Below are 24,169 nucleotides of genomic sequence, written 5' to 3' on the forward strand. Positions count from 1 at the left end.
GGCCGGCGACGCCGGTGTCCGCGGACCTGGCGAGGGGGAGACATGGCCGAGTTCATGACGGAGACCGAACAGCGTTGCCCCGCCGTGCCGCAGCCGGGCACGGCGGGGGAGCGGTGGCATCTCGACGGACAGCTCGAAGTTCGGTCCGAAGGGCAGGAGGCGCCGGCGCTGCTGGAGCGCACCCGGGCCGTGGTCGACCCGGAGCTGCGGTCGGCCCTGGAGTCGCTGCCCGCCTCCATGCGCCGGATCGCGCTCTACCACTTCGGCTGGCAGCACGCGGACGGCAGCCCGGCAACGGGCAACGCCGGCAAGGCGATACGGCCCGCGCTCGTCCTGGCGGCGGCCGCGGCCCTCGGCGGATCCGAGGCCCGTACGGCGGCGGTCCGGGCGGCGGTGGCGGTCGAACTGGTCCACAACTTCACGCTGTTGCACGACGACGTGATGGACCGCGACACCTCCCGCCGGCACCGGCCCACGGCCTGGACCGTGTTCGGCGACGCCGACGCGATCCTCGCCGGTGACGCACTGCAGGCGCTGGCCCTGCGGCTGCTCGCGGAGGATCCGCACCCGGCCTCCGGTCCGGCCGCGGCCCGGCTGGCGGACTGTGTCGTGGAGCTGTGCGCCGGCCAGCACACCGACACGGACCTTGAGCACCGCGCCCCGGACGAGGTCACCCTCGACGAGGTGCTCGCCATGGCGGAGGCGAAGACCGGCGCGCTGCTGGGCTGCGCCTGCGCCCTCGGTGCGCTGTACGCGGGCGCCGGCCGGGAGCAGGTGGCGGCGCTGGACGGCTTCGGCCGCCAGGCGGGGCTCGCCTTCCAGCTGATCGACGACGTCATCGGCATATGGGGTGACCCACGGCACACCGGGAAGCCGGCCGGTGCCGATCTCGCCGCCCGCAAGAAGTCGCTGCCCGTGGTGGCGGCCCTGACCTCCGGCACCGAGGCCGCGGCCGAACTCGCCGAGCTGTACGGCAAGCCGTACGTCTCCGGTGACGACGAGGGCATCGCGCGTACGGCCCTGGCCGTGGAGCGGGCCGGCGGCCGGGACTGGGCGCAGGCCGAGGCGGCCGACCGGATGGCCCGCGCCATGCAGGAGCTGTCCCGCGCGGTCCCCGCTCCCGAGGCGGCGGGCGGCCTGCTGGCACTCGCCGAGTTCGTCACCCGCCGCAACAGTTGAGCCCTGCGGGCCCGGGGGCCGGGAAGAGCCGGGAGCCCCCGTCGGCACCGACAGCCGGGAGAACCTGCGAACCCCGCCGACACCGGCAGCCGGGAAGAACCCGGAACTCCGGGCCTGTGCGGCTCCTGACCCCCCGCGGTCACCGGGGCTTCGGCCAGGTGCGTCCCGCGCATCCCCACGGTGCGCGGGGCTCGCTGCTTTTCCAAGCCGGCGCAGGGTGCGCGAGCCGTGGTCCCCGCCGGCCCACCCGTCGTCGGCGAGCCGTTGCGCCGCGGGCCTTGCCTATTTGGCCGGGGTGATCGTCGTCTACGAGTCGTCGGGTCGTGGGTCCCGTCGGCCTGCTCGTCGGGGACGGCCGTCGTCTAGGAGCCGTCGCGCCGCGGAGCCCCACCGGGTTACTCAGCCGGGGCGATCGTCGTTGAGCCGTTGAGCCGTTGAGCCGCGGGGCCCCGTCGGTCCGCTCGGCAGGGACGGTCGTCGTCAAGGGGCCGTCGCGCCGACGAGGCCCGCCGGGGTCTACTCGGCCGGGACGATCGTCGTCACGATTCTCTCGACCAGTCCCTCCGGCACGCTCACTCCTGCCAGGGCTCCGTCCAGGACGCCGGGCAGTGTCAGGTGCTCCAGGATGAGGCCGAGCATCGCGAGGTAGAGGACGGTGACGGTCTCGTCGCCGCCGGGCAGGCCGCTCTCGCGGTGGAACGCCATGCCCTGTTCCAGGTCCCCGCGCACCGACCTGGCGTAGGAGGCGCGCAGTTCCGGGCGCCGGGTGGCCTCCAGGCGCATCTCCAGCAGGGCCAGATAGCCGGTGCGGTCGCGGGTGGCGCGGTCCATGAGATCCCGCATGAACGCCATGACCAGGGAGCGGTCGCGGGCCCCGCGCAACAGCGTCTCCACCACCTTTGGATCGGGCGCGAGCCGGAGATGCAACCGGGCGTCGATCTGGCGGAGCAGATCGTCGCGGTTGGTGAAGTAGTTGGAGGCGGTACCCGTGGGCACGCCTGCCTCGCCGTCCACCGCGCGGAACGTCAGCCCGCGCGCGCCCTCCCGCGCCAGCACCGTGATCCCGGCGTCCACCAGCGCCGCCCGCCGTTCCGGATTGCCCGCCATGCGGAATCCCTTCTCCCACTTGCCTTCGGTCCCGACAGCATCCCCGAAAGACCTTGTCACCACTACATACGGAGTACTACAAATGAAGCACTACAGACGGAGTGGTCGTCCGGCCGCCCAGCAGCCTACGAAAAGAGACCAAGCTTGCGAAAGCTCACGTACTTCATCGCCTGCTCGCTCGACGGCTTCATCGGCGACGAGCACGGCGACGCCTCCGCGATGCTCCGCTTCCTGGACGAGGATTCCCTGAGGTTCCTCGGGACGGAGTTCCCGGAGACCCTCCCCACCCACGCCCGCCAGCCGCTGGGCCTGGACCACCTGGAGAACAAGCGGTTCGACACCGTCATCCAGGGCCGGGCCAGCTACGAGTTGGCACTGAAGGAGGGCATCACCAGCCCCTACGCCCACCTGCGCGAGTACGTCGCCTCGCGCACGCTGGGCAGCTCCCCCGACCCGAACGTCGAGATCATCGCCGACGACCTGGTCGGCCGGGTGCGTGAACTGAAGGCCGAGGAAGGCGGGTTGGACATCTTCCTGTGCGGTGGCTCGCTGCTCGCCGGCGCACTGCTCGACGAGATCGACGAACTCGTCATCAAGACCTACCCCATCGTCTACGGCACCGGCATGCCGATGTTCGGCACCGGACTCGACATCAAGGAGTTCACCCTGGACTCGGTGCGCACCTTCGGCAACGGCGCGCTGGTGCGGACGTACTACCGCAGGAAGCGCTGAACCCTCGCCCGCCCTACCCTGAGGACATGGACAGCGAGGACCACGTCTGTCCCGTCTGCGGACAGCCCGTCGACACGGTCGTCGGACGGCGCAAGACGCTGGGCGCCTGGGTGCCGGTGTGGGGCCCCGGCCCCTGCCGCAACCCCGACTGCCCGGCCTACGGCGAGCCCGTCGAGCCGGTCGAGCCCGCGGCCCCGGACGACGGGAACGAGCAGCCGCGCAGCCCCGGTGGATCCACGGCCGAGGAGTCCTGAGCCGGGCGGTCCCGAGCCGAAGGAGGGGGCCATGCGGTACCTGGTGATGGTGCAGGGCACCCAGGCGGACTACGACGCGATGGCCGGCAAGCGCACCGAGCACGCTCCGGCCTGGACCGAGGTGCAGCTCAAGGCCATGTACCTGTACATGGCGGCGCTCAGCGACGACCTCGCCGAGTCCGGCGAACTCGTCGAGGCCCAGGGCCTGGCCGAGCCCGCCCTGACCCGGCTGGTCGCGCGGGGCGAGCACGGCCGGACCCTGATCACCGACGACCCGTACGGCGACACCGAGCCGCTGATGGCCGGCTACTGGGTGGTGGACTGCGCGAGCCTGGACCGGGTCACCGAGATCGCCGAACGCGTCACCCGCTGTCCCGGCCCCGGGGCCATGACCGACTACCCCGTGGTGATCCGGCCCGTCATGGGCGGAGCGGACGACATCGGGACCGGATGAGGAGGCGCGCGCCCCCGGCCGGGGCCGTAGCGTGGCCGCATGCCGAAACTTCCGCACATCGTCCACATCACCGAGCGCTCCCTGTGGGAGGCGGCGCGCGAGCGCGGCACCTACGAGGTGTCGACCCGTGGCCGCGCCCTGCAGGAGGAGGGCTTCATCCACTTCTCCACCCGCGAACAGCTCCCCCGCATCGCCGAGTTCCTCTACGGCGACTACGCAGGCCCGGACGAACTGGTCGTGCTGGTCGTGGACCCGGCCCTGGTCGGCGCGCCGGTGAAGTACGAGGCCGTGGAGCCCGGCGGGGAGGAGTTCCCGCATGTGTACGGGCCGGTGCCGGCCGACGCCGTGGTGGCCGTGGAGTCCTGGGGGTGACCGGGCAGCAGGGAACGCCTCGTCGCCGGGGTGGCGGTGGGCGGTGATGGTCTGGGCGGTCGCCGTGGCCGTGGGGGGAGGACTCACGCTCCTGCTCCAGGAGGACGCCCGGCCCCGGGGCCGTAAGTCTGGGACGGCGGGCACGGGGCCCGTCCGTCGCCGGGTGCGCGGCGCCTGCGGAAGCCGCCTGGTGACGACCGCTCCTGCCCGCCGAGTCCGCCGCAGGATCCGGCCGAGCCCTCGCGTACCGGGGTCGTGTGCCTCTACGGGACGACGGCTCGCTGACCGGCACCCGTCGCCCGTCTCACCGGCCGGCGCCCGGCAGGCCGCCGGTCTCCGGGTCGCGGCCGGTCAGGCAGTAGATGCCGCCCGCCGGGTCGCGGAGCACCGTCCAGTGCGGGCCGCCGCCCACCACGACGGCGCCGTGCTCCTCGTGCCGGGCGCGGACGGCGGCGATGTCCGCGCAGGCCAGATCGAGGTGGGCGGAAACGGCGCGCTCCTCGCCGAGCCGTTGGAGCAGGATCCGGACGGGCAGCCCCGCCGGCGGCCTCAGCACCTCGAACTCCGGCAGGGACCCCTTCAGCCGCTCCCAGCCGGTGAGACCGGCCCAGAAGTCCGACTCGGCGGCGTACGCCGACGGCGGGATGTCCAGGCACACCTGGTCCAGCCGGCCGCCGGCCACCACCGGCGGCCGTACCGTCTCTCCGTGCCAGGGCACGGCACAGAACAACTGCCCCGCCGGGGAACGCAGTACGGCCCACTCGCCGTGGTCCGACACCAGCGCCGCGCCGAGTTCCAGGGCCGCCCCGGTCAACTCCCGTACGTCCTCGGTGCAGAGGTCGAGATGGGCGCCGCCGTCGCCCCCGGTGACGCCCTGGAGCTTCACGCACGGGTCCGTCCCGGCCGCCTCCTCGGGCAGCAGGGTCAGGAACTCGCCGCGCTCACCACGGGGCCGGGACGCCCGGGTGCCGGTGACGGCCGTCCAGAAGTCGCGCGCCTCGGGCAGCCGGCCGGCGGGGCGGTCGACGAAGGCGTACGTCCAGCGAACGATCATGTGGGGAGTGTAGGTCCGAACTCCTCGACGATCTCCGGGAAATCAGCCGGGGCACTCACTCCGCGGGGCGCTGGAGGAAGCGCAGCTGGTTGCCCGCCGGGTCCCGGAAGGCGCAGTCGCGCACACCGTACGGCTGGTCCGTCGGCTCCTGGAGCACATCGGCGCCGGACGCCCGCACCCGCTCGTACAGCGCGTCGCAGTCCTCGGTCGTGAAGATGACACCCCGGAGCATGCCCTTGGCCAACAGCTCGGCCATCGCCTGCCGGTCGGCGGGGGAGGCGTCCGGGTTCGCGCCGGGCGGCTCCAGCACGATGTCGACGTCCGGCTGCAGCGGCGAGCCCAGCGTCACCCAGCGCATGTCCTCGAAGCTCACGTCATTGCGGACCTCCAGACCGAGCACGTCACGGTAGAAGGCGAGCGCCTTGTCGTGGTCGTCCACCGCGATGAAGCAGTTCTTGAGTTTCACGTCCATGGGCTCACGCTAGGCCCATCCGGGCGACGGCGCGCCTCCGTACGGGCGGGCGGGGCTCAGTACGGCCGGCGGCGGGGCCGGGTGAACGTACGGGCCACGCAGGACGGGATCACCGCGCTCTCCTCGTGGTCGCGGGCCCGGTAGGCGCTCGGGGTCTCCCCGACCAGCTCGGTGAAGCGGGAGCTGAAGGAGCCCAGTGACGTACACCCCACGGCGAGGCACACCTCGGTCACGGTGAGATCGCCCCGGCGCAGCAGCGCCTTGGCCCGCTCGATCCTGCGGGTCATCAGATAGCTGTACGGCGTCTCCCCGAAGGCCTTGCGGAAGCTGCGCTGGAAGTGGCCGGGTGACATATGGGCGCCCCGGGCCAGCTCGGTGATGTCGAGCGGCTCGGCGTACTCCCGGTCCATGCGGTCGCGCACGCGCCGCAGCTGTCTGAGGTCCTCCAGGGTCACGTCCACAGCTTGGCACAGGGCACCGACACCGCCGGATGCAACGGTTTCGCACAGGACTGCACAACAGGCCTCCCGATGTTCGACACGCCGTTCGCCTTCGGTTCCCCATGCACTGGCCCTCTCTTGCTTGCCTTGGGGAATGGACCACATCACGTTCCTCGTGGCGGTCGTCATCGTCACGGCACTGGCGTTCGACTTCACGAACGGGTTCCACGACACTGCGAACGCGATGGCCACCTCCATCGCGACCGGCGCACTCAAACCGCGCGTAGCGGTCATGATCAGCGGGATCCTCAATATCGCCGGGGCCTTTCTCTCGACCGAGGTCGCGAAGACGATCTCCGGCGGGATCGTGGACGACGCCCTGGTCAGCCCGGCGATGATCTTCGCGGGGCTGGTCGGCGCGATCCTGTGGAATCTGGTGACCTGGCTCGCCGGACTGCCCTCCAGCTCCTCCCACGCCCTCTTCGGCGGTCTGATCGGCGCGGTCTGGGTCGGCGCCGGCTCCGGCGCCGTGCACTTCGACAAGGTCGTCGACAAGGTGCTGATCCCGGCCGTGGCCTCTCCGGTGGTGGCCGGCCTGGCCGCCCTGGTCGCCACCTACCTCGCCTACAAGCTCTCCGCCCGCGCCCGCCAGGAGTCGGTGACCAGGGGCTTCCGCCTCGGCCAGGCCGCCTCCGCCTCCCTGGTCTCCCTCGCGCACGGCACCAACGACGCGCAGAAGACCATGGGCGTGATCACGCTGACCCTCATCTCGGCGGGCGCACTCGGCCATGACGCGGGTCCGCCGGTGTGGGTGATCGGCTCGGCGGGCCTCGCCATCGGCCTCGGCACCTACCTGGGCGGCTGGCGGATCATCCGCACCATGGGCAAGGGGCTGGCGGAGATCCAGTCACCGCAGGGCTTCGCCGCCGAGACGGCTTCCACGGCCGTGATCCTCAGCTCGGCCCACCTGGGCTTCGCGCTGTCCACGACCCAGGTCGCCTCGGGCAGCATCCTCGGCGCCGGCCTGGGCCGCCGGCTCGCGGAGGTCCGCTGGGGCGTGGCCGGCCGTATGGTGCTGGCCTGGCTGATCACCCTGCCCTCCGCCGCGCTGGTCGGCGGCCTCGCGGCGAGCGTGGTCAAGCACGGCGGCAATCTCGGTACGGCGGTCATCGCCCTGGTCGCCCTGGCCTTCGCCGCCGTCATCGTCGCCGCGTCCCGCCGTAACCCGGTGCGCGCCGACAACGTCAACGACCACCACGAGGTCACCCTCCGCGCCCCGGGCCCGACGAACGTCCGCTCGGCCGCCTGAACCCCCTGGGAGTCCCCATGCATGTCGACTGGTCCGCCCTCGGCAAGGTCGCCGCGGTCAGCCTCGGTGTCACGGTCGCCGTGGTCGTCGTCTTCACCTTCGGCGTCCTGGGCCTGTCCCGGGCCGAATCCGACGCCGCCGAAGCCGGCCGCTCCGGAGCCGCCACCGCGGGCCGGGTCCAGGCCGCCCTGTGCTTCCTCGCCTGCGCGGCGGTGGTGGTGTACGGGATCTGTCTGATCGTGCCGCAGTTCCACTGACCGTGGACACGCGGACGGCAGGGGCCCGGTCGAGGGGAAACCGACCGGACCCGTCGCCGAACTCGCGACCGTACCCGTCCTCCGAACGCGTACGGCAGAAAGCCTCAGGCGCGCGGAAGTTCGCCGTCGGCGTCCCGGTCGCCGTGCGGGACGGGCGCGGTGGTGGCCCGCGGGATCAGATGCGTGGGCAGCACGATGTGCTGCTTGTGGTCCGCCTGGTCCGCCTGGTCGGGCTGGTCCGCCTCGGAGCCGTCGATGAGCCGCAGGGCCAGCCGGCCGGCCTCGCGGCCGATGTCCGAGGGTGACTGGGCGATGGTGGACAGGTCGAACCAGTCGGCCACCGGCTGGTCGTCGAAGCCGAGGACGGACATCTGCGTGGGTACCTCGATGTGCGTCCGGCGTAGGGCCCGGAGGACGGCGACGGCGACCTCGTCCTGTTCGGCGAAGACGGCGGTGGGCGGCTCGCGCAGGCTCAGCAGCTTCCCCAGCGCTTCGGCGGTGGCGCGTTTGTCGCCCACCGGGAGCCCGGCCACCAGGTTCTCGTCGAGGGGGACGCTCGCCTCGGTGAGCGCCTGCTGATAGCCGAGCAGCCGCTCGTTGGAGCTGAAGGAGAAGCCGCTCGCGCCCACCGTCTTGATGAACGCGATCCGCCGGTGCCCGAGGTTGAGCAGGTGCCGGGTGCCGTGCAGGGCGCCGGCGACGTCGTCGACGTACACGCTCGGGCGGCCGTCGACGTGCTGGCTGACGTAGATGACCGGCATGCCGAGGGTGTCCAGCCGGTCGGTCTCCTCCTCGGTGAGGTCGAAGGAGAAGACCAGCAGCGCGTCGGCGTTCCGGCGGGCGGGCAGCCGGTCGAAGAACGAGGTGCGCTCGGCGAGGTCGGGGATCACATAGACGGTCAGCTCCATCCCCGCGGCCCGCAGCACCGGGGCCAGGCTGGAGAGGGCCGAGCCCATGAACCACGCGTTGAGTGTGGGGACGAGCACCGCCACGGTCCCGGTCTTCCCCGTGACAAGGCTTGCGGCCTGCCGGGAGACGGCGAAGTTCAGCTCGCGGGCGGCCTGTTCGACCCGGGCGCGCACCTCCGGGGAGACGGTGGTCAGGCCGCGCAGGGTCCGCGAGACGGTGGACGTGGAGACCCCGGCCCGTTCGGCGACGTCAGCCATCGTCGGGTGTCGCTGAGCTGGAGGCATGTGCCGGACGGTAGCACAGAAGGCCCGTTGTCGACGCTGGTTGTGACAGCGCTTTCACAAGCTCGGGGCCCTGATTCCCACTCGTTACCGGGAAGTAACGCATTGACTTCCGCTTGGTCCACTCCTAGCGTGCAAGCGTTGTCTCGGACAGGTCAAAGCAGTCCCCCGTGTACTTGCGCCATGTGCTTTGACCTGCGCATTTGATCAAGAAGTTGCTATGACAACGCAGTCTCACAACAGCGTCGCCTCAGGTTCCGCACGACCAGGAGAGACAGTGAAGACCACAACCGCCAGAGCCCTTCGATGCTCGGCCGCGCTCGCCGCCGCCGGACTCCTCCTCGCCGCCTGCGGCTCGTCCGACGACGGCGGCTCCGCAGGCCAGTCCGGGCCCACCTCGTTCACCGGCCGCGGCCCCATCACCTACGTGGCCGGAAAGGACACCACCGGAGCCGTCCAGCCGGTCCTCGACCAGTGGAACAAGCTGCACCCGAAGGAGAAGGTCACCTTCATCCAGCTGCCCACGGACGCGGACGCGCAGCGCCAGCAGATGATCCAGAACGCCGAGACGAAGTCCGACGCCTATACGGTGCTCTCTCTGGACGTCGTGTGGACGTCGGAGTTCGCCGCGCACCAGTGGATCGACAAGCTGCCCGAGCAGCAGTTCCCCCTGGACAGGATGCTCAAGCCGGTGGTGGAGACGGCCAAGTACCGCGGTGGTCTGTACGCGGCCCCGGCCAGCTCGGACGGCGGCATGCTGTACTACCGCACCGACTTGCTGAAGCAGGCGGGAATCGGCAAGGCCCCGGCGACCTGGGCCGAGTTGAAGGCCGACTGCGCCAAGGTGAAGAAGCTGCCCGCCGCCAAGGGCGTGTCCTGCTACGCCGGGCAGTTCCAGAAGTACGAGGGCCTGACGGTCAACTTCTCCGAGGCCGTGAACTCCGCGGGCGGTGTCGTCACCGACGCGAACGGCAAGCCCGACGTGGACACCCCCGAGGCGAAGAAGGGACTGGACTTCCTGGCCGGCTCGTTCCGGGACGCCACGATCCCCAAGGAGGCCATCACCTACCAGGAGGAGGACGGCCGCCAGGCCTTCCAGGCCGGCAAGCTGGTCTTCCTGCGCAACTGGCCGTACATGTACGCGCTCGCCGGCAAGAGCAAGCTGGCCGGCAAGTACGCCGTCGCGCCGCTGCCCGGCCTGAACGGCCTCGGCGCCTCCAGCCTGGGCGGTCACAACCTGGCCCTGTCGTCCTTCGCCAAGAACAAGGCGACGGCCCTGGACTTCATGAAGTTCTACAGCAGCGAGACCACCGCGAAGACCTTCCTGGAGAAGGCCTCCCTGGCCCCGCCGTACGCCGACCTGTACGACGACGCGGCGCTGGCCGGGCAGTACCCGTACCTCCCGGTCCTCAAGCAGTCGATCCTGCACGCCGTGCCGCGCCCGCGCGTCGTCCAGTACGGCGATGTCACCTCGGCGGTCCAGCAGGAGGCGTACGCCGCGCTGACCGGCACCAAGAGCAGCGCACAGGCGCTGAAGGACCTGCAGCGGGAGCTGCTGAAGTCCACCGGGCAGTGAGGAGCGGGGCCATGACCGACATCGAGATACCGCCCGGACCCGCGGCGGCCGAGCCCCATCGCCGGTCCGGTACGACCGTGACAGGCCGGCGGGCCCGCGCCACGGCCGGCGCCGGGCGGATGGCGGCCCTGCTGGTGTCCCCGACGCTGCTGGTGCTGACGGTCGTCGTGCTCTACCCGACGCTCATGGCGCTCAGGGAGTCGCTGTACGGACCGAAGGGTCTCGACCCGAGGACCGGCTTCATCCGCAGCACCGAGCCGTTCGTCGGGCTGAAGAACTACGCCGACATCTTCGGCGCCGCCGGGGACCGGTTCTGGAACGCCTTCTGGAACACCAGCTTCTTCACGGTCGTCACCGTCGGACTGGAGACGGTGACCGGTGTGGTGATGGCCCTGATCATGCACCGGGCGTTCAGCGGCCGGGCCCTGGTGCGGGCGAGCATCCTCGTGCCCTGGGCGGTGCCCACGGCCATCTCCGCCCTGCTGTGGCGGTGGATCTTCAACAGTGACGGCATCGCCAACGCCCTGATCGGCCATCAGATCCTGTGGACCACCGAGGGCTTCCACGCCAAGGTCGCGGTCATCGTCGCCGAGGTATGGAAGACCGCCCCGTTCATCGGGCTGCTGGTCCTGGCCGGACTGCAGGTCATTCCGAACGAGGTATACGAGGCGGCCCGCATCGACGGGGCGAGCGCGCTGCGCCGGTTCTGGCACATCACGCTGCCCCTGGTGAAACCCGCGCTGCTGGTGGCCATGCTGTTCCGCTGCATGGACGCGCTGCGGATGTTCGACCTGCCGTACATCCTGATCGGCGCGCAGAAGAATTCGGTGGAAACGCTGTCCATGCTGGCGCAGAACGAGGCGTCCAACGTCCGCTTCGGGCCCGCCTCCGCCTACGCGGTCCTGCTCTTCCTGTACGTCTTCCTCATCGCGCTCGCCTTCGTACGGCTGCTGGGCGCGGATCTCGTCGGCGACACCGGCGGCGGCCGCCGGAAGACGAAGACCAGGCTCGTGTTCGCGCGCCGTACGGAGGTGACGGCATGACGACCACGGCGAAGTGGCGCGGCCGCCTGCTGTACGTGGGGGTCGCCGCGGTGGTGGCCTACTGCCTGGCCCCCTTCTACTGGATGCTGGTCTCCAGCCTGCGCCGCACCTCCGACATCTTCGACACCTCACTCGTCCCGTCACCGGTGTCGTTCGCGAACTACCGGTCGCTGTTCGGCGCCTCCCAGGGTTTCACCCGGGCGCTGCTCAACAGCCTGGTCGTGGCCGGTGTCACCACCGCGCTGGCGCTGCTGCTGGCCACGTTCACCGCCTACGCGATGGCGAGGCTGGAGTTCCGGTTCAAGCGGCTGATCCTCACCCTGATCATCGCCACCTCGATGTTTCCGGTGGTGTCGATCGTGGTCCCGCTGCTGAAGCTGTTCACGGACATCGGCTGGATCAACACCTACCAGGCCATGATCGTGCCGAGCATGTCCTTCGCACTGCCGCTGGCGGTGTGGAACCTGACCACCTTCTTCCGGCAGATGCCGGACGAACTGGAGCACGCCGCCATGGTCGACGGCTGCACCCGCGGCCAGGCCTTCCGCAAGGTCATCGTCCCGCTCGCCGCGCCCGGCATCTTCACCACCGCGATCATCACGTTCATCGCCGCCTGGAACGAGTTCCTCATCGCCCTGTCGATGACCAACCGGCCGGACATGCAGACCGCACCGGTCGCCATCTCCAAGTTCACCGGCGCCACGACCTACGAGACCCCGTTCGGCAGCCAGATGGCAGCGGGCGTCCTCGTCACGATCCCGCTGGTGGTCATGGTGCTGCTCTTCCAGCGCCGCATCGTCGCCGGCCTGACGGCCGGTGCCGCGAAGTAAGCCCTCTTCCACTCCTAAGGAGCAGCATGTCCGGCACCGCACCGTGGTGGCGCAGCGCCGTCATCTACCAGGTCTACATCCGCAGCTTCGCCGACGGGAACGGGGACGGCGTCGGTGACATCGCCGGCATCCGCTCCCGACTGCCGTACCTGAAGGCGCTGGGCGTCGACGCGCTCTGGATCAACCCGTGGTACAAGTCGCCGCAGGCGGACCACGGTTACGACGTGGCCGACTACCGCGCGATCGACCCGCTGTTCGGCACCGTGCAGGAGGCCGAGCGGCTCATCGAGGAAGCCCACCGGCACGGGATCCGCGTCATCCCCGACATGGTGCCCAACCACACCTCCGACCGGCATGCCTGGTTCCAGGCGGCGCTGGCGGCCGGCCCGGGCAGCCCGGAACGCGACCGCTACATCTTCCGCCCCGGCCGCGGCCCCGACGGCGACCTGCCGCCCAACGACTGGGTCTCCTCCTTCGGCGGCCCGGCCTGGACCCGGCTGCCCGACGGCGAGTGGTACCTGCACCTCTTCGCCCCGCAGCAGCCCGACCTGAACTGGCAGCACCCCGAGGTGCGGGCGGAGTTCGAGTCGATCCTGCGGTTCTGGTTCGCCCGGGGCGTGGACGGCTTCCGTATCGACGTGGCGCACGGACTGATCAAGCACCCCGAACTGCCCGACCTGCCGCCGCCTCCGGCCGGGGTCGGCCGGCGCCGGCACCACCTCGACCACCCGCACTGGGACCGCGACGAGGTCCACGACATCTACCGCGCCTGGCGCAAGGTGGCCGACGAGTTCCCCGGCGACCGGTGCTTCGTCGCCGAGGCGTGGGCCGACACCCCCGAGCGGCTGGCGGCCTACGTCCGCGCCGACGGCCTGCACACGGCGTTCAACTTCGACTTCCTGATGTCCAGTTGGGACCCCAAGGACCTGCGCACGGTCATCGACGACTCCCTCGCCATGCTCGGCGCGGTCGGCGCACCCGCCACCTGGGTGCTCTCCAACCACGACGTCATGCGCCACGCCAGCCGGTACGGCCGCAGGGCGGCCAAGCGCTGGGTGGCCAACGAGCGCTACGAACCCGAAGGCCCCCTCGACCTCGACCTGGGCACCCGCCGCGCCCGCGCGGCCGCCCTGCTCATGCTCGCCCTGCCCGGCGGCGCCTACGTCTACCAGGGCGAGGAACTCGGCCTGCCCGAGGTCGAGGACCTGCCCGAGGCGGTGCTGCAGGACCCCGTCTGGGAACGCTCCGGCCACACCGACCGCGGCCGCGACGGCTGCCGGGTGCCGATCCCCTGGTCCGGGCGGACGGCACCGTACGGCTTCAGCCCCGAGGGCGCCTCCGCCGCACCCTGGCTGCCGCAGCCCGCGGACTGGGCCGCGCGCACCGTCGAGGCGCAGACCGGCGACGAGACCTCAATGCTGGAGCTCTACCGCACCGCGCTGCGCCGGCGCCGCGAGCATCCGGCCCTCGGCGACGGCACCCTCACCTGGCTGGACGCCCCCGCCGGAGTCCTCGCCTTCCGCCGCGACCCCGGCTTCGTCTGCGTGGTCAACCTCTCCACCGAGCCGTACCCGCTGCCCGACCACACCGCGGTCCTGCTGACCAGCGAACCCCTGGAGGGCGGCCGGCTGGCCCCGGACCAGGCGGCCTGGCTGGCGGTGTAGCGGCTCCCTTCCGTGAGCAGCGACAGGCGGCCACCGGTCACTGCCGACCGGTGGCCGCTCCGCCGGGCGTGACCAGGCCCGTCTCATAAGCGAGGACGACGGCCTGGGCGCGGTCGCGGAGGTCGAGCTTGGCGAAGATCCGGGCGACGTGCGTCTTCACGGTGGCCTCGCTGAGCGTGAGGGACGCGGCGAGCTCGGTGTTCGACAGGCCCCGGCCCATCAGCATCAGCACCTCGCGCTCGCGGGGGGTCAGCGCGGCCAGGTCACGGTGGAGCGCGGGTGAGGGCGGTGCGGTGGCGGGGCGGTGCGCGGGCACGGCCGGGCCGGCCTCGTGGCCGGCCGCGTACCGCTCGACCAGACGGCGGGTGATCGAGGGGGCGAGCAGCGCGTCGCCCGTGTTCACCAGCCGTACCGCCGCGGCGAGATGGGCGGCAGTGACGTCCTTGAGCAGGAAACCGCTCGCGCCGGTGGCGAGCGCCGCGTAGACGTAGCGGTCGAGGTCGAACGTGGTGAGCATGAGGACCCGGCACCGCGGCACCAGCCGCAGGACGAGCTTGGCGGCTTCCAGGCCGTCCAGGTCGGGCATCCGGATGTCCATCAGGACGACGTCCGGGCGCAGCCGTTCCGCTTCCGCCACGGCCCGCAGTCCGTCCGCCGCCTCACCGACGACCTCGATGCCGCGCGAGGTGAGGATCAGCCGGAACCCGGTGCGGATGAGCTCTTCGTCGTCGGCGATGAGGACGCGCGGGGCACCGGTTTCCTGGGCCGGGACAGGGGCCGGGGCAGGGCAGTCCGGGATGCGGCCCGGCGCGGGGCCGAGGCCGGGGTGTGCGGCGGGTTCGGTCACGGGCGCTCCAGCGGGATGCGGGCACGGACACGGTACCCACCGCCGATGCGGCGCCGGGCGTCGAAGTGGCCGCCGTAGACGGCCACACGCTCACGCAGGCCGATCAGGCCGCGCCCCGCCCCCTCGTCCCGGCGCTTCCCGGGACCCGGTGCCGGACCGCTGCTCGCGTGGTCGGCGGCCAGCACGCTCGGTCCGCTGTCCAGCACCTCGACCCGAAGGCTGTGGTCGGCATAGCGCACCGTCACGGTCGCCGTGCCGCCGTCGCCGTACTTGAGCGAATTGGTCAGCGCCTCCTGGATGATCCGGTAGGCGGTGACGTCGATGCCGGGAGGCAGCGGGCGCGGTTCCCCGGAGATCCGCACCTCGACCGGCAGTCCGGCGAAGGCGATCCGGTCGACGAGCGTGCCCAGTTGGCGCAGGCTCGGCTGCGGCGCGAGTCCGGAGAGGTCTCCGTGCTCGCTCGGCTCGGCGGGGTCGTCGCCGTCCGGCGACGGCGCCAACAGACCGAGCAGGTGGCGCAGTTCGGTCATCGCGTCGCGGCCGGCGCCCTCGACGGCCGCCAGCGCGGTCTCCGCCGCGTCCGGCAGGGTGGCGAGCACCTCCCGGGCGGCCGTCGCCTGTACCACCATGAGGCCGACCTTGTGGCTGACGATGTCGTGCAACTCGCGGGCGATGCGGGCGCGTTCGGCCACCACCGCCGTACGGGCTGCGGCCTCCCGCTCACGCTCCAGCAGCCAGCGCCGGTCCTCCAGCACCTTGCGGTACCGGCGGCGGGCCCGCGCCAGCAGCACGACGGCGCCACCGGCCGACGCCAGGCCCACCGCTGCCAGGGCGATGAGCAGCGCGCCCGTCTCCGATGTCCACACGCCGTCCATCGTGCCAGCCGGCCGACGGACGGGCGTCCTCCTCCGGGGCCATCCCGTACATCGCCGGGATGACCACCGCCGCGGGATACCTCCGGGGGCTGACGCCGGGACGGACCCGGCCGCCTACCGTCCCTGCCATGACCACCGAAGACATCGGCGACCCGAGCCGGGGGGCCGGCCCGGCCGCCGTACCCGACCAGGAAGTCGTCCGGCTGAGCGGGCTGCGCAAGGAGTACGGCGACACCGTCGCCCTGGACGGCGTGTCGCTGGAGATCGCCGCCGGGGAGGCGGTGGCGGTGATGGGGCCGTCCGGCTGCGGCAAATCGACCCTGCTGAACATGATCGCCGGTCTGGACCGGCCGAGCGGCGGACAGGTGCGCGTGCACGGCGAGGACCTGGGCGCGCTCAACGAGACCGGGCTGGCGCTGTTCCGGCGGCGCCGGATCGGCATGATCTTCCAGTTCTTCAACCTCATCGACGACCTGCCCGCGATCGACAACGTCGCCCTGGCCGCGCAGCTCACCGGCACCTCGGCCCGCCAGGCCCGGCGCCGGGCGCTGGAGCTGCTGGACGAACTCGGCATCGCCGACCGCAGGAACGTCTACCCCGCCGCGCTCAGCGGCGGCGAGCGCCAGCGGGTGGCGGTGGCCCGCGCGCTGATGAACCGGCCCGCGCTGCTGCTCGCGGACGAGCCCACCGGCGCGCTGGACAGCCATGCGGGCGAGCAGGTGATGGACCTGCTCATCGACCTCAACGAACTGGGCCAGACCCTGCTGCTGGTGACGCACGACCCGACGCTGGCCACGCGCTGCGCCGGCCGGCTGGTGACCATGGCGGACGGCCGGATCACCGGCGACCGGACCCTGGAGCGGACGGCATGAGCGCGGTGTGGCGTGCCTCCCGCGCGGCCGTGCGCCGTCGCCGGCTGCAGACCGCCGTGATCGGCGCGGTGGTCCTCGTCTCCTCCGTGGCGCTGGTGGTCGCCCTCGGCCTGCTGGACGTCGCGTCCGGGCCGTTCGACCGGATCTTCGGCCAGGCGCACGGCGCCCACGTCGTCGCCACGTTCGACGCGACGAAGGTCACCGGCACCCGGCTGGCACGGACCGCGCACCGACTGGGCGTGCGGGCCTCGGCCGGGCCGTTCCCGGAAGCGGTGGTCGACCTGCCGCAGAGCGCGGTCGCCGAGCTGCCCGGGATGGGACCCGGCCCGCTGACCGTGGTGGGCCGGGCGGACCCCGGCGGCACGGTCGACCGGCTGGACCTGTTCGCCGGGCACTGGGCCACCGGCCCCGGCCAGCTCGTCCTGGCGCTTCCGGACGCGCCCGGGATGGGCGACGGCCCGCACTCTCCGATCGGCAGACGGATCAGGCTGCCCGGGTTGGCGCCGCTGACCGTCGTCGGACTCGCGTCCAGCGTGAGCGGCACCGCGCAGGCCTGGGTCTCACCACGGCAGATCACGGCCCTGCACCCCACGACGTACCAGATGCTGTACCGCTTCGACCGGGCCGGCACGGCCCGGCAGATCACGGCGGACACCGCGGCGGTGAGCGCCGGTCTGCCGTCCGGCTCGCTCGTCGCCCACCAGTCGTATCTGACCCTGAAGGCGCAGGTCGCGACCGAGCCCAACGCCTTCGTGCCGTTCCTCATGGCCTTCGGCATCCTCGGCCTGCTGGTGGCCGTGCTGATCGTGGGCAACGTGGTGAGCGGCGCCGTCGTGTCCGGCTTCCGGCACATCGGGGTGCTCAAGTCCGTGGGATTCACGCCGATCCAGGTGACCGCGGTCTACCTGGTGATGGTCTGTGTCCCGGCGACGGTGGGCGCAGCGATCGGCACCGCCCTGGGCGCGGTGGTGGCACGGCCGCTGTTGCACCAGGTCTTCTACGGCGCCGACCTCGGCACGGTGACCCTCAGACCGACGATCAGCTCCTGGGTGTACGTGACGACGGCGCTGGGCATGCCCGCGGTCGTGCTGCTGGCCGCGCTGATTCCGGCGCTGCGCGCTCACCGACTCTCCGCGGCGCGGGCGATCAGCGCGGGCAGCGCGCCCGACGGCGGACGCCGGCCTGCGGTGCAGCGGTGGCTGAGCGGGGTGCGGCTGCCGCGCTCGGTGACACTGGGCCTGGGCCTGCCCTTCGCCCGGCCCGGACGGGCGCTGCTCACCGTCTGCGCCGTCCTGCTCGGGGTGGCGACGGTGACCTTCGCCACCGGCCTGTCGGCCACGATGGTCTCCTACGGCGTCGCGGTCGAGGGCACCGGCCGAACGCAGGTGGTCGTCTTTGCCGGGCAGGCCAGGTTCGGGGAGACCGTTCCGCACCAGGGCGACGACGCGACCCAGGGCCTGTTGCGCTCGCTGCCGCATGCGGCGGACGTGTCCGGCGTGGGCTTCGCCGGGGTGCGGATGCTCGGGCAGAGCCAGGACGTGACGATTCAGGGTGCGCGCGGGGGCCGGTCCGCGCTCCAGGACGACCTGGCCAGGGGCCGGTGGGCGCGCAGGTCCGGCGAGGTGGTGGCCTCCGGCAGGTTCCTGTCCAAGTACGGCCTGCATGTCGGTGACTCGTTCACGCTGAGCGCGGCGGACGGCCGGACGGAGCGCGTGACCCTGGTCGGGGAGGTCATGGCCGGGCCGGCGGACTGGCTGCGCGCCGACTGGCCGACGGTGACCGCCCTGGCACCGCACGCGCAGGCCAACCAGTACTGGGTGCGGCTCACCCCCGGAGCCGATGCCGGCGCCTATGTGAAGGCTGTCCGGGCAGCCGATCCCGGGCTCTACCCGAGTGAGCAGTCCGCGGTCAACGCCGGGGCGGTGACCGTGATCGGCTCAGCCTCCGCGCTGACCCTGATGCTCACGACCGTCTCCGCGATGGGCGTGTTCAACACGGTCGTGCTGAGCGCCCGGGAACGGCGGCGTGACCTGGGGATGCTGAAGTCGATCGGCATGACACCACGGCAGGTGGCAGTGATGCTCGTGGTGTCCATGGCCGGACTCGGCCTGGCCGGTGGAATCCTGGGGCTGCCGGTGGGCGTCGCGGCCTACCGTCTGGTGATCCCGATGACCGAGCACAACGCCCATCTGACCCTCCCGGCCCGGATGCTGGACGTCTGGCACCCCGCGACCCTGGCCGTGCCGGTGCTGGCCGGGGTGGCGATCGCCGGGCTCGGTGCGGTGATTCCGGCGCATACGGCGGCGCGGCAGACCATCGCCCGGGTGCTGCGCACGGAGTGACGAGCGGGTGAGCCGAAGAGGCCCACTTGCCGGGGCCCCACGTTCCTCCACGCCCCAGTCGTCGGCGAGGGCCGAGACGAGCAGCAAGCCGCGGCCGGTCTCGGCGGTGGCTGGTACATGTCGTCCGAGGGGTGGGGCGTCGCCGCTGTCGTGTACTTCGATGCGGAGTTGGATGTCGTCGAGGGTGACGTGCACCAGCACCAATCCGCCTGAGGGGGCTCCGTGCAGGGTGGCGTTGGTGGCGAGTTCGGAGACGCACAGCTGGACGTCGTCGAGGCGTTCGGTCCGGCCCCATTGGGTAAGGGTCTCGGCGACGAACCCCCGGGCGGCGCCGGGTGTGGTCCGGCGTCGGTCGAAGAGCTTCCTGCGGCGCTCGACGTCGGCGTTGGGGGCAGGTGCCGGGGCCAGGGCGAGGGTGCCCGGCTTGCCGGGCAGTGTGCTGGGCATGGCCAAGCCTCGGCGGGGCGCTCGGCACTGGCGAGTTCCCGCTCGGAGCCGACCATGCACAGGAGAAGCCGGGGTTGTGGCCAGCGGTCTCGGCGCGGGGCCTGCACGGAACGGTGGGCGGTTGTGGCGCCTGGAGTACGGCGGGCAAGGTCCGCCAAGGCCGGGTTGGCGGCCTGCCGGTAGCTCGCCTGCAGGTGGCGGAAGGCTTCCTCGGCCGCTGCGGCCCGCTGCTCGTGGCGGCGCTGCTCGTGCCACTTGGCGGCGGCGCGGGCCAAGTGCAGCGTGATGCAGGTCCGGCTGGTCATCGGCGGCGCCTCCGGCGTCATCACGCTGCGGATCGACGCCCATCTCCGGCCGGGTGAAAAAGACCGCACCCGGGCCGTCAGGGGCGCCGTGCTCGGCGGCCTGGGGACCGGGTGCGGGCAGGGAGATAGTCGGTCTGAGTGAAGATCAGGCCTTCTTGGTCTCCCAGAAGATCTTGTCGATCTGGGCGATGTAGTCCAGCGCCTTCTGGCCCGTCGCCGGGTCGGTGGACGCCTTGGCGGCCGAGAGGGCCTTCAGGGTGTCGTTGACCAGCTGGTGCAGCTCCGGGTACTTCTCGAAGTGCGGGGCCTTGAAGTAGTCGCTCCAGAGCACGGAGACGTGGTGCTTCGCGAGCTCCGCGCGCTGCTCCTTGATGACGGTGGCACGCGCCTGGTAGTGGGGGTCGTCGTTGCCGGCCATCTTGTCCTGGATGGCCTTCACCGACTCCGCCTCGATGCGGGCCTGGGCCGGGTCGTACACGCCGCAGGGCAGGTCGCAGTGGGCGCTGACCTTGACCTTGGGGGCAAACAGGCGGGAAAGCATGGAGCATTCCTTCCTCGTGATCGTCTTCTCAGGTGCGACATTACTCCCTGAGGAAGGCGATTTCTCGGGTGCCCCCTAGGGCTTAGGACAAAAGTCCAGGGTCAGACTGAGACTGGTGGAGGAACGGACCGGGGAGGTGCCGGGGATGCCGGAGCTGTCGCAGGAGACCGAGCGGGGGAGGGCCGTGGCGCCCTTCGGAGTGGCGGAAGTCACCGGGCCGTCCATGGTGCCCACGCTCCTTCACGGGGACCGGCTGCTGGTGCGGTACGGCGCGTCGGTCCGGGTCGGGGACGTCGTCGTCCTGCGGCATCCGTTCCAGCAGGACCTGCTCGTCGTCAAGCGCGCCGTGGAGCGGCGCGACGGCGGCTGGTGGGTGCTCGGGGACAACCCCTACGCGGGCGGGGACAGCACGGACTACGGGGTCGTACCCGATGAGCTGATCCTCGGCCGCGCCCGCTTCCGGTACCGGCCGCTGCCCGCCGGTCAGCGCTCGCCGCTGACGCTGGCGCGCTGGGCGCTCTCGGCGGCGAGGCCGCTGCTGCCCGACCGGTCGGCCTCCAGGCGCTTGCGGGCCCGGTAGGCGGCCACGTTCGCGCGGGTCGCGCAGCGGTCGGAGCAGTAGCGCCGCGAGCGGTTGGTGGAGGTGTCCAGGTAGGCGTTGCGGCAGGGGGCCGCCTCGCACAGGCCCAGGCGGTCCACGCCGTACTCCGTCAGGTGGAAGGCCAGGCCCATCGCCGCGATCGCCGCGTAGCCCGCCGTGGCGTTCGACGGGTGGTCGGCCAGGTGCATGTGCCACAGCGGGCGGCCGTCCTCGTCACGGTGGTCGTGGCCGGAGATCTGCGGCGACACCGGGAACTCCAGCAGCAGTGAGTTCAGCAGGTCCACGGCCAGCGTCTCGTCGCCCTTGTCGGCCGACTCGAAGACCGCGCGCAGTCGCGCCCGCACCGAGCGGAAGCGCGTGACATCGGCGTCGGTGGCGCGGCGGGCCGCCGACGCGTTGACCCCGAAGAGGTCGCGGACGGCCTCGACCGAGGTCAGCGAGTCCTTGCCCCGGGCCGGTTCCTCGCTGTTGACGAGACGGACGGCGTAGTCCGAGTAATAGGCCAGTTCCACTTGTAGTCCTTACGAGGGCGTTCTATGGTCGTGTCTGCGGTCGGGTAACAGCCGGTCGTGCTTCCAGGGTATTACACAGACGAGGGGGACAGGCTTCATGACGACGAGCACGGGCACCGACTGGGCCGCGTGGCAGGAGAGCTGGGACCGGCAGCAGGAGTGGTACATGCCGGACCGCGAGGAACGCTTCCGGATCATGCTCGACATGGTCGAGGCGCTGGTCGGTACGGCCCCGAGGGTCCTCGACCTCGCGTGTGGCACCGGCAGCATCACCGCCCGGCTGCTGCTGCGCTTCCCGGACGCCACCAGCACCGGCGTCGACCTCGACCCGGCCCTGGTGGCCATCGCCCGCGGCACCTTCGAGGGCGACGGGCGGGTCACCTTCGTCACCGCCGACCTCAAGGACCCCGACTGGCGGGCGGAACTGCCGTACGGCTCCTACGACGCCGTCCTGACCGCGACGGCCCTGCACTGGCTGCACAGCGAACCCCTCGCGGCCCTCTACGGTCAGGTCGCGGAGCTGCTCCGCGACGGCGGTGTCTTCATGAACGCGGACCACATGATCGACGACAGCACGCCCCGGATCAACGCCGCCGAGCGCGCCCGGCGCCACGCCCGTATGGATCAGGCCAAGCGGGACGGTGTCCTGGACTGGGCCGAATGGTGGCAGCTCGCGGCCGAGGACCCGGTCCTCGCCGAGCCCACCGCCCGTCGCTTCGAGATCTACGGCGAGCACGCGGACGGGGACACGCCCTCGGCCGCCTGGCACGCCCGCACCCTGCTGGCGCAGGGCTTCGCCGAGGCCCGGCCGGTGTGGTGCTCGCCGTCGGACACGCTGCTGCTCGCCCTCAAGTAGCGGCCGGCACGGCACGCACGCGGTACGAGAAGAGGCGGTACGCCGGTGCTGAAGTGCAGCAACGAGAAGGTGCCCGGCGGCCTGTTGTCCATCTGGCTCACGCCCGCGCAGAAGCTCACTCAGCCGTCGGCCTTCCCGCTGACCCGGGCACAGCTGCGCGAACCGGCGCTGGAGCCGCAGCTGCTGCCGTAGCCGGGCGGCTGCTGTAGCGGGGCACGAAAAGGGGCGGTACGAGGATGTCGTACCGCCCCCTGCCGTGCGTGCGCTACAGCACCTTGGACAGGAACGACTGCGTCCGCTCGTGCTGAGGGTTCGTCAGGACCTCGCGGGGATGGCCCGATTCGACCACCACGCCCTCGTCCATGAACACCAGACTGTCGCCCACCTCGCGGGCGAAGCCCATCTCGTGGGTGACGACGACCATGGTCATACCGGACTCGGCGAGGTCCCGCATGACGTCCAGGACATCGCCGACCAGCTCCGGGTCCAGGGCGGAGGTCGGCTCGTCGAACAGCATCAGCTTCGGGTCCATCGCGAGGGCCCGGGCGATCGCCACCCGCTGCTGCTGGCCGCCGGAGAGCTGCGAGGGGTAGTGCCCGGCCCGGTCGGCCAGGCCGACCCGCTCCAGCAGCTGCACGGCCCGCTCCCGGGCCTGCGCCTTGCTCACGCCCTTGACCTGCACCGGCGCCTCGATGACGTTCTCCAGCGCCGTCATGTGCGGGAACAGGTTGAAGCGCTGGAAGACCATGCCGATGTCCCGGCGCTTGCGCGCGACCTCGCTGTCCTTCAGCTCGTACAGCTTGTCGCCCTTCTGGCGGTAGCCGACCAGCTCGCCGTCGACGTACAGCCGGCCGGCGTTGATCTTCTCCAGGTGGTTGATGCAGCGCAGGAACGTCGACTTGCCGGAGCCGGACGGGCCGATCAGGCAGAACACCTCGCCCGGCCTCACCTCCAGGTCGATGCCCTTGAGCACCTCGACATGGCCGAAGGACTTGTGCACGCCCTGCGCCCTGACCATCGGGACCGTGGCCTCGGCCGGGGTGTCCTGCGTCTTGCTGAGCTTGTCGGTCATGCCGTGACCTTCCTGCTGGAGAAGGTCGTCAGATGCCCCTTGACCTTCTGCCACGGGGTCGGCGGGAGGCTGCGGCTGGAACCCCGGGCGTAGTAGCGCTCGATGTAGTACTGGCCGACGCTCAGCACCGAGGTCATGATCAGGTACCAGGCCGCGGCGAGGAAGTACATCTCCACCGGGGCGCCGGAGTTCTGGCCGATGTCCTGGGCATAGCGGAACAGCTCGGGATACTGGACGGCCGCCACGAGCGAGGTCGTCTTCAGCATGTTGATGACCTCGTTGCCGGTCGGCGGCACGATCACCCGCATCGCCTGCGGGATGATCACCCGGCGCAGGGTCTTGCTGTGGCTCATGCCCAGCGCGTGGGCCGCCTCGGTCTGGCCCTCGTCCACCGCGAGCAGGCCCGCCCGGCAGATCTCGGCCATGTACGCCGCCTCGTTCAGACCCAGGCCGAGCAGCGCCGTCAGCAACGGCGTCATGAAGTTCGACCAGTAGTCCTTGTAGAACGGCATCAGGTTGATGTACTCGAAGACCAGGCCCAGGTTGAACCACAGGAACAGCTGGACCAGGACCGGCGTGCCGCGGAAGAACCAGATGTAGAACCAGGCGATCGACGAGGTCACAGGGTTCTTCGACAGCCGCATCACCGCGAGGACGATGCCGAGGACGATGCCGATCAGCATCGACAGGACCGTGAGCAGCAGGGTCTTGCCGACACCGGTCATGATCCGGTGGTCGAAGAAGTACTCCGGCACCGCATGCCAGTTGATCTTGCCCTGGCTGAAGGCGTAGATGATCGCCACGAGGATGCCAATGGCGACGAGGGCGGATATGTACCGCCCGTAGTGCCGGACCGGGATGGCCCTGATGGCCTCCGGGCCGTCGGCCGGGAGAGCGGGCGCGTCCTCCCCGGCGCCCTCTCCGGCCGTCTTCTCGATGTCAGTCACGGGTGTTGCCTCTCAGTGG

Annotated in this window: 27 protein-coding genes and 1 pseudogene; 16 read left to right on the forward strand and 12 right to left on the reverse strand. The window is 71.4% G+C overall.

Annotated features, from left to right (window positions below; all coding sequences use genetic code 11):
* Window positions 1–54 precede the first annotated feature (54 nt).
* Complete coding sequence (locus ACFYOH_RS03520; RefSeq protein WP_388621072.1) at window positions 55–1,179, forward strand: family 2 encapsulin nanocompartment cargo protein polyprenyl transferase; 1,125 nt, start codon at window positions 55–57, stop codon at window positions 1,177–1,179.
* Window positions 1,180–1,695: 516 nt separating this feature from the next.
* Here ACFYOH_RS03520 and ACFYOH_RS03525 read toward each other — a convergent pair.
* On the reverse strand, window positions 1,696–2,286 hold the full coding sequence (locus tag ACFYOH_RS03525; protein WP_388620721.1) for a TetR/AcrR family transcriptional regulator: 591 nt from the start codon (window positions 2,284–2,286) through the stop codon (window positions 1,696–1,698).
* Between the two features lie 144 nt (window positions 2,287–2,430).
* Here ACFYOH_RS03525 and ACFYOH_RS03530 point away from each other — a divergent pair, with 144 nt between their 5' ends.
* From ACFYOH_RS03530 to ACFYOH_RS03545, 4 genes are read left to right on the forward strand one after another with little or no spacing between them, the layout of a single operon-like run.
* Entirely contained in the window at window positions 2,431–3,018 is a 588-nt protein-coding gene (locus tag ACFYOH_RS03530; protein WP_388620723.1) for a dihydrofolate reductase family protein, read from the forward strand.
* A 26-nt stretch (window positions 3,019–3,044) separates the two neighbouring features.
* Window positions 3,045–3,272, forward strand: coding sequence for a hypothetical protein (locus ACFYOH_RS03535; RefSeq protein ID WP_388620725.1), 228 nt, complete (start codon window positions 3,045–3,047; stop codon window positions 3,270–3,272).
* Window positions 3,273–3,303: 31 nt separating this feature from the next.
* On the forward strand, window positions 3,304–3,726 hold the full coding sequence (locus tag ACFYOH_RS03540) for a YciI family protein (protein ID WP_388620727.1): 423 nt from the start codon (window positions 3,304–3,306) through the stop codon (window positions 3,724–3,726).
* Window positions 3,727–3,765: 39 nt separating this feature from the next.
* A complete protein-coding gene (locus tag ACFYOH_RS03545) occupies window positions 3,766–4,098 on the forward strand; it encodes a DUF952 domain-containing protein (RefSeq protein ID WP_388620729.1) in 333 nt (110 codons plus the stop codon).
* A gap of 304 nt (window positions 4,099–4,402) precedes the next feature.
* Here ACFYOH_RS03545 and ACFYOH_RS03550 read toward each other — a convergent pair whose 3' ends face one another.
* The 3 genes from ACFYOH_RS03550 to ACFYOH_RS03560 are packed head-to-tail and all read right to left on the reverse strand — an operon-like array spanning window position 4,403 to window position 6,079.
* Window positions 4,403–5,152: a VOC family protein gene (locus tag ACFYOH_RS03550; protein WP_388620731.1), complete on the reverse strand. Its 750-nt coding sequence runs from the start codon at window positions 5,150–5,152 to the stop codon at window positions 4,403–4,405.
* 55 nt (window positions 5,153–5,207) lie between these two features.
* Complete coding sequence (locus tag ACFYOH_RS03555) at window positions 5,208–5,624, reverse strand: VOC family protein (RefSeq protein WP_388620733.1); 417 nt, start codon at window positions 5,622–5,624, stop codon at window positions 5,208–5,210.
* Window positions 5,625–5,680: 56 nt separating this feature from the next.
* Entirely contained in the window at window positions 5,681–6,079 is a 399-nt protein-coding gene (locus ACFYOH_RS03560) for a helix-turn-helix transcriptional regulator (RefSeq protein ID WP_388620735.1), read from the reverse strand.
* 139 nt (window positions 6,080–6,218) lie between these two features.
* Between ACFYOH_RS03560 and ACFYOH_RS03565 the strand changes: the two genes are divergently transcribed.
* Both ACFYOH_RS03565 and ACFYOH_RS03570 read left to right on the forward strand, forming a co-directional pair.
* Window positions 6,219–7,373 carry an anion permease gene (locus ACFYOH_RS03565; RefSeq protein WP_388620737.1) on the forward strand — a complete coding sequence of 385 codons (1,155 nt, stop codon included), beginning with the start codon at window positions 6,219–6,221 and terminating at the stop codon, window positions 7,371–7,373.
* Between the two features lie 17 nt (window positions 7,374–7,390).
* Window positions 7,391–7,630 carry a hypothetical protein gene (locus ACFYOH_RS03570; RefSeq protein WP_388620739.1) on the forward strand — a complete coding sequence of 80 codons (240 nt, stop codon included), beginning with the start codon at window positions 7,391–7,393 and terminating at the stop codon, window positions 7,628–7,630.
* A gap of 104 nt (window positions 7,631–7,734) precedes the next feature.
* Here ACFYOH_RS03570 and ACFYOH_RS03575 read toward each other — a convergent pair whose 3' ends face one another.
* Window positions 7,735–8,823, reverse strand: a complete 1,089-nt coding sequence (locus ACFYOH_RS03575; RefSeq protein WP_388620741.1) for a LacI family DNA-binding transcriptional regulator — start codon at window positions 8,821–8,823, stop codon at window positions 7,735–7,737.
* Window positions 8,824–9,097: 274 nt separating this feature from the next.
* On the opposite strand from ACFYOH_RS03575, the gene ACFYOH_RS03580 reads away from it, so the two are divergent.
* From ACFYOH_RS03580 to ACFYOH_RS03595, 4 genes are read left to right on the forward strand one after another with little or no spacing between them, the layout of a single operon-like run.
* Window positions 9,098–10,396, forward strand: a complete 1,299-nt coding sequence (locus tag ACFYOH_RS03580; protein WP_388620743.1) for an ABC transporter substrate-binding protein — start codon at window positions 9,098–9,100, stop codon at window positions 10,394–10,396.
* 11 nt (window positions 10,397–10,407) lie between these two features.
* Entirely contained in the window at window positions 10,408–11,439 is a 1,032-nt protein-coding gene (locus ACFYOH_RS03585) for a carbohydrate ABC transporter permease (protein ID WP_388620745.1), read from the forward strand.
* Complete coding sequence (locus tag ACFYOH_RS03590) at window positions 11,436–12,269, forward strand: carbohydrate ABC transporter permease (protein ID WP_388620747.1); 834 nt, start codon at window positions 11,436–11,438, stop codon at window positions 12,267–12,269. Before ACFYOH_RS03585 ends, ACFYOH_RS03590 begins: the two co-directional genes overlap by 4 nt.
* Before the next feature lie 26 nt (window positions 12,270–12,295).
* Window positions 12,296–13,933: a glycoside hydrolase family 13 protein gene (locus ACFYOH_RS03595; protein ID WP_388620749.1), complete on the forward strand. Its 1,638-nt coding sequence runs from the start codon at window positions 12,296–12,298 to the stop codon at window positions 13,931–13,933.
* Between the two features lie 37 nt (window positions 13,934–13,970).
* On the opposite strand, the gene ACFYOH_RS03600 is transcribed toward ACFYOH_RS03595, so the two are convergent.
* Window positions 13,971–14,732: a response regulator gene (locus ACFYOH_RS03600; protein ID WP_388621074.1), complete on the reverse strand. Its 762-nt coding sequence runs from the start codon at window positions 14,730–14,732 to the stop codon at window positions 13,971–13,973.
* 44 nt (window positions 14,733–14,776) lie between these two features.
* Window positions 14,777–15,655: a sensor histidine kinase gene (locus ACFYOH_RS03605; protein ID WP_388620751.1), complete on the reverse strand. Its 879-nt coding sequence runs from the start codon at window positions 15,653–15,655 to the stop codon at window positions 14,777–14,779.
* A 128-nt stretch (window positions 15,656–15,783) separates the two neighbouring features.
* On the opposite strand from ACFYOH_RS03605, the gene ACFYOH_RS03610 reads away from it, so the two are divergent.
* Complete coding sequence (locus tag ACFYOH_RS03610) at window positions 15,784–16,527, forward strand: ABC transporter ATP-binding protein (protein WP_388620753.1); 744 nt, start codon at window positions 15,784–15,786, stop codon at window positions 16,525–16,527.
* Window positions 16,524–18,869 carry an ABC transporter permease gene (locus ACFYOH_RS03615; protein ID WP_388620755.1) on the forward strand — a complete coding sequence of 782 codons (2,346 nt, stop codon included), beginning with the start codon at window positions 16,524–16,526 and terminating at the stop codon, window positions 18,867–18,869. The genes ACFYOH_RS03610 and ACFYOH_RS03615 overlap by 4 nt, the downstream gene beginning before the upstream one ends.
* Window positions 18,870–18,971: 102 nt before the next feature.
* Here ACFYOH_RS03615 and ACFYOH_RS03620 read toward each other — a convergent pair.
* Window positions 18,972–19,664 (reverse strand): annotated as a pseudogene (locus ACFYOH_RS03620) (ATP-binding protein); the annotation flags it as partial.
* A gap of 102 nt (window positions 19,665–19,766) precedes the next feature.
* On the reverse strand, window positions 19,767–20,162 hold the full coding sequence (gene sodN, locus ACFYOH_RS03625) for a superoxide dismutase, Ni (protein ID WP_351613554.1): 396 nt from the start codon (window positions 20,160–20,162) through the stop codon (window positions 19,767–19,769).
* A gap of 145 nt (window positions 20,163–20,307) precedes the next feature.
* Here sodN and sodX point away from each other — a divergent pair, with 145 nt between their 5' ends.
* Complete coding sequence (gene sodX / locus ACFYOH_RS03630; protein ID WP_388621076.1) at window positions 20,308–20,742, forward strand: nickel-type superoxide dismutase maturation protease; 435 nt, start codon at window positions 20,308–20,310, stop codon at window positions 20,740–20,742.
* Here the strand turns inward: sodX and ACFYOH_RS03635 are convergent.
* Complete coding sequence (locus tag ACFYOH_RS03635; RefSeq protein ID WP_388620757.1) at window positions 20,646–21,275, reverse strand: CGNR zinc finger domain-containing protein; 630 nt, start codon at window positions 21,273–21,275, stop codon at window positions 20,646–20,648. The two genes, sodX and ACFYOH_RS03635, sit on opposite strands and share 97 nt — an antisense overlap.
* A gap of 97 nt (window positions 21,276–21,372) precedes the next feature.
* Here ACFYOH_RS03635 and ACFYOH_RS03640 point away from each other — a divergent pair, with 97 nt between their 5' ends.
* Both ACFYOH_RS03640 and ACFYOH_RS03645 read left to right on the forward strand, forming a co-directional pair.
* Complete coding sequence (locus tag ACFYOH_RS03640; protein WP_388620759.1) at window positions 21,373–22,131, forward strand: class I SAM-dependent methyltransferase; 759 nt, start codon at window positions 21,373–21,375, stop codon at window positions 22,129–22,131.
* Between the two features lie 45 nt (window positions 22,132–22,176).
* Window positions 22,177–22,323, forward strand: a complete 147-nt coding sequence (locus ACFYOH_RS03645; protein ID WP_388620761.1) for a hypothetical protein — start codon at window positions 22,177–22,179, stop codon at window positions 22,321–22,323.
* A 73-nt stretch (window positions 22,324–22,396) separates the two neighbouring features.
* On the opposite strand, the gene ACFYOH_RS03650 is transcribed toward ACFYOH_RS03645, so the two are convergent.
* Window positions 22,397–23,149, reverse strand: coding sequence for an amino acid ABC transporter ATP-binding protein (locus ACFYOH_RS03650; protein ID WP_388621078.1), 753 nt, complete (start codon window positions 23,147–23,149; stop codon window positions 22,397–22,399).
* A 50-nt stretch (window positions 23,150–23,199) separates the two neighbouring features.
* Window positions 23,200–24,150 carry an amino acid ABC transporter permease gene (locus ACFYOH_RS03655; RefSeq protein WP_388620763.1) on the reverse strand — a complete coding sequence of 317 codons (951 nt, stop codon included), beginning with the start codon at window positions 24,148–24,150 and terminating at the stop codon, window positions 23,200–23,202.
* Between the last annotated feature and the right edge of the window lie 19 nt (window positions 24,151–24,169).

Source organism: Streptomyces sp. NPDC007856, assembly GCF_042868225.1.
GTDB lineage: Bacteria > Actinomycetota > Actinomycetes > Streptomycetales > Streptomycetaceae > Streptomyces.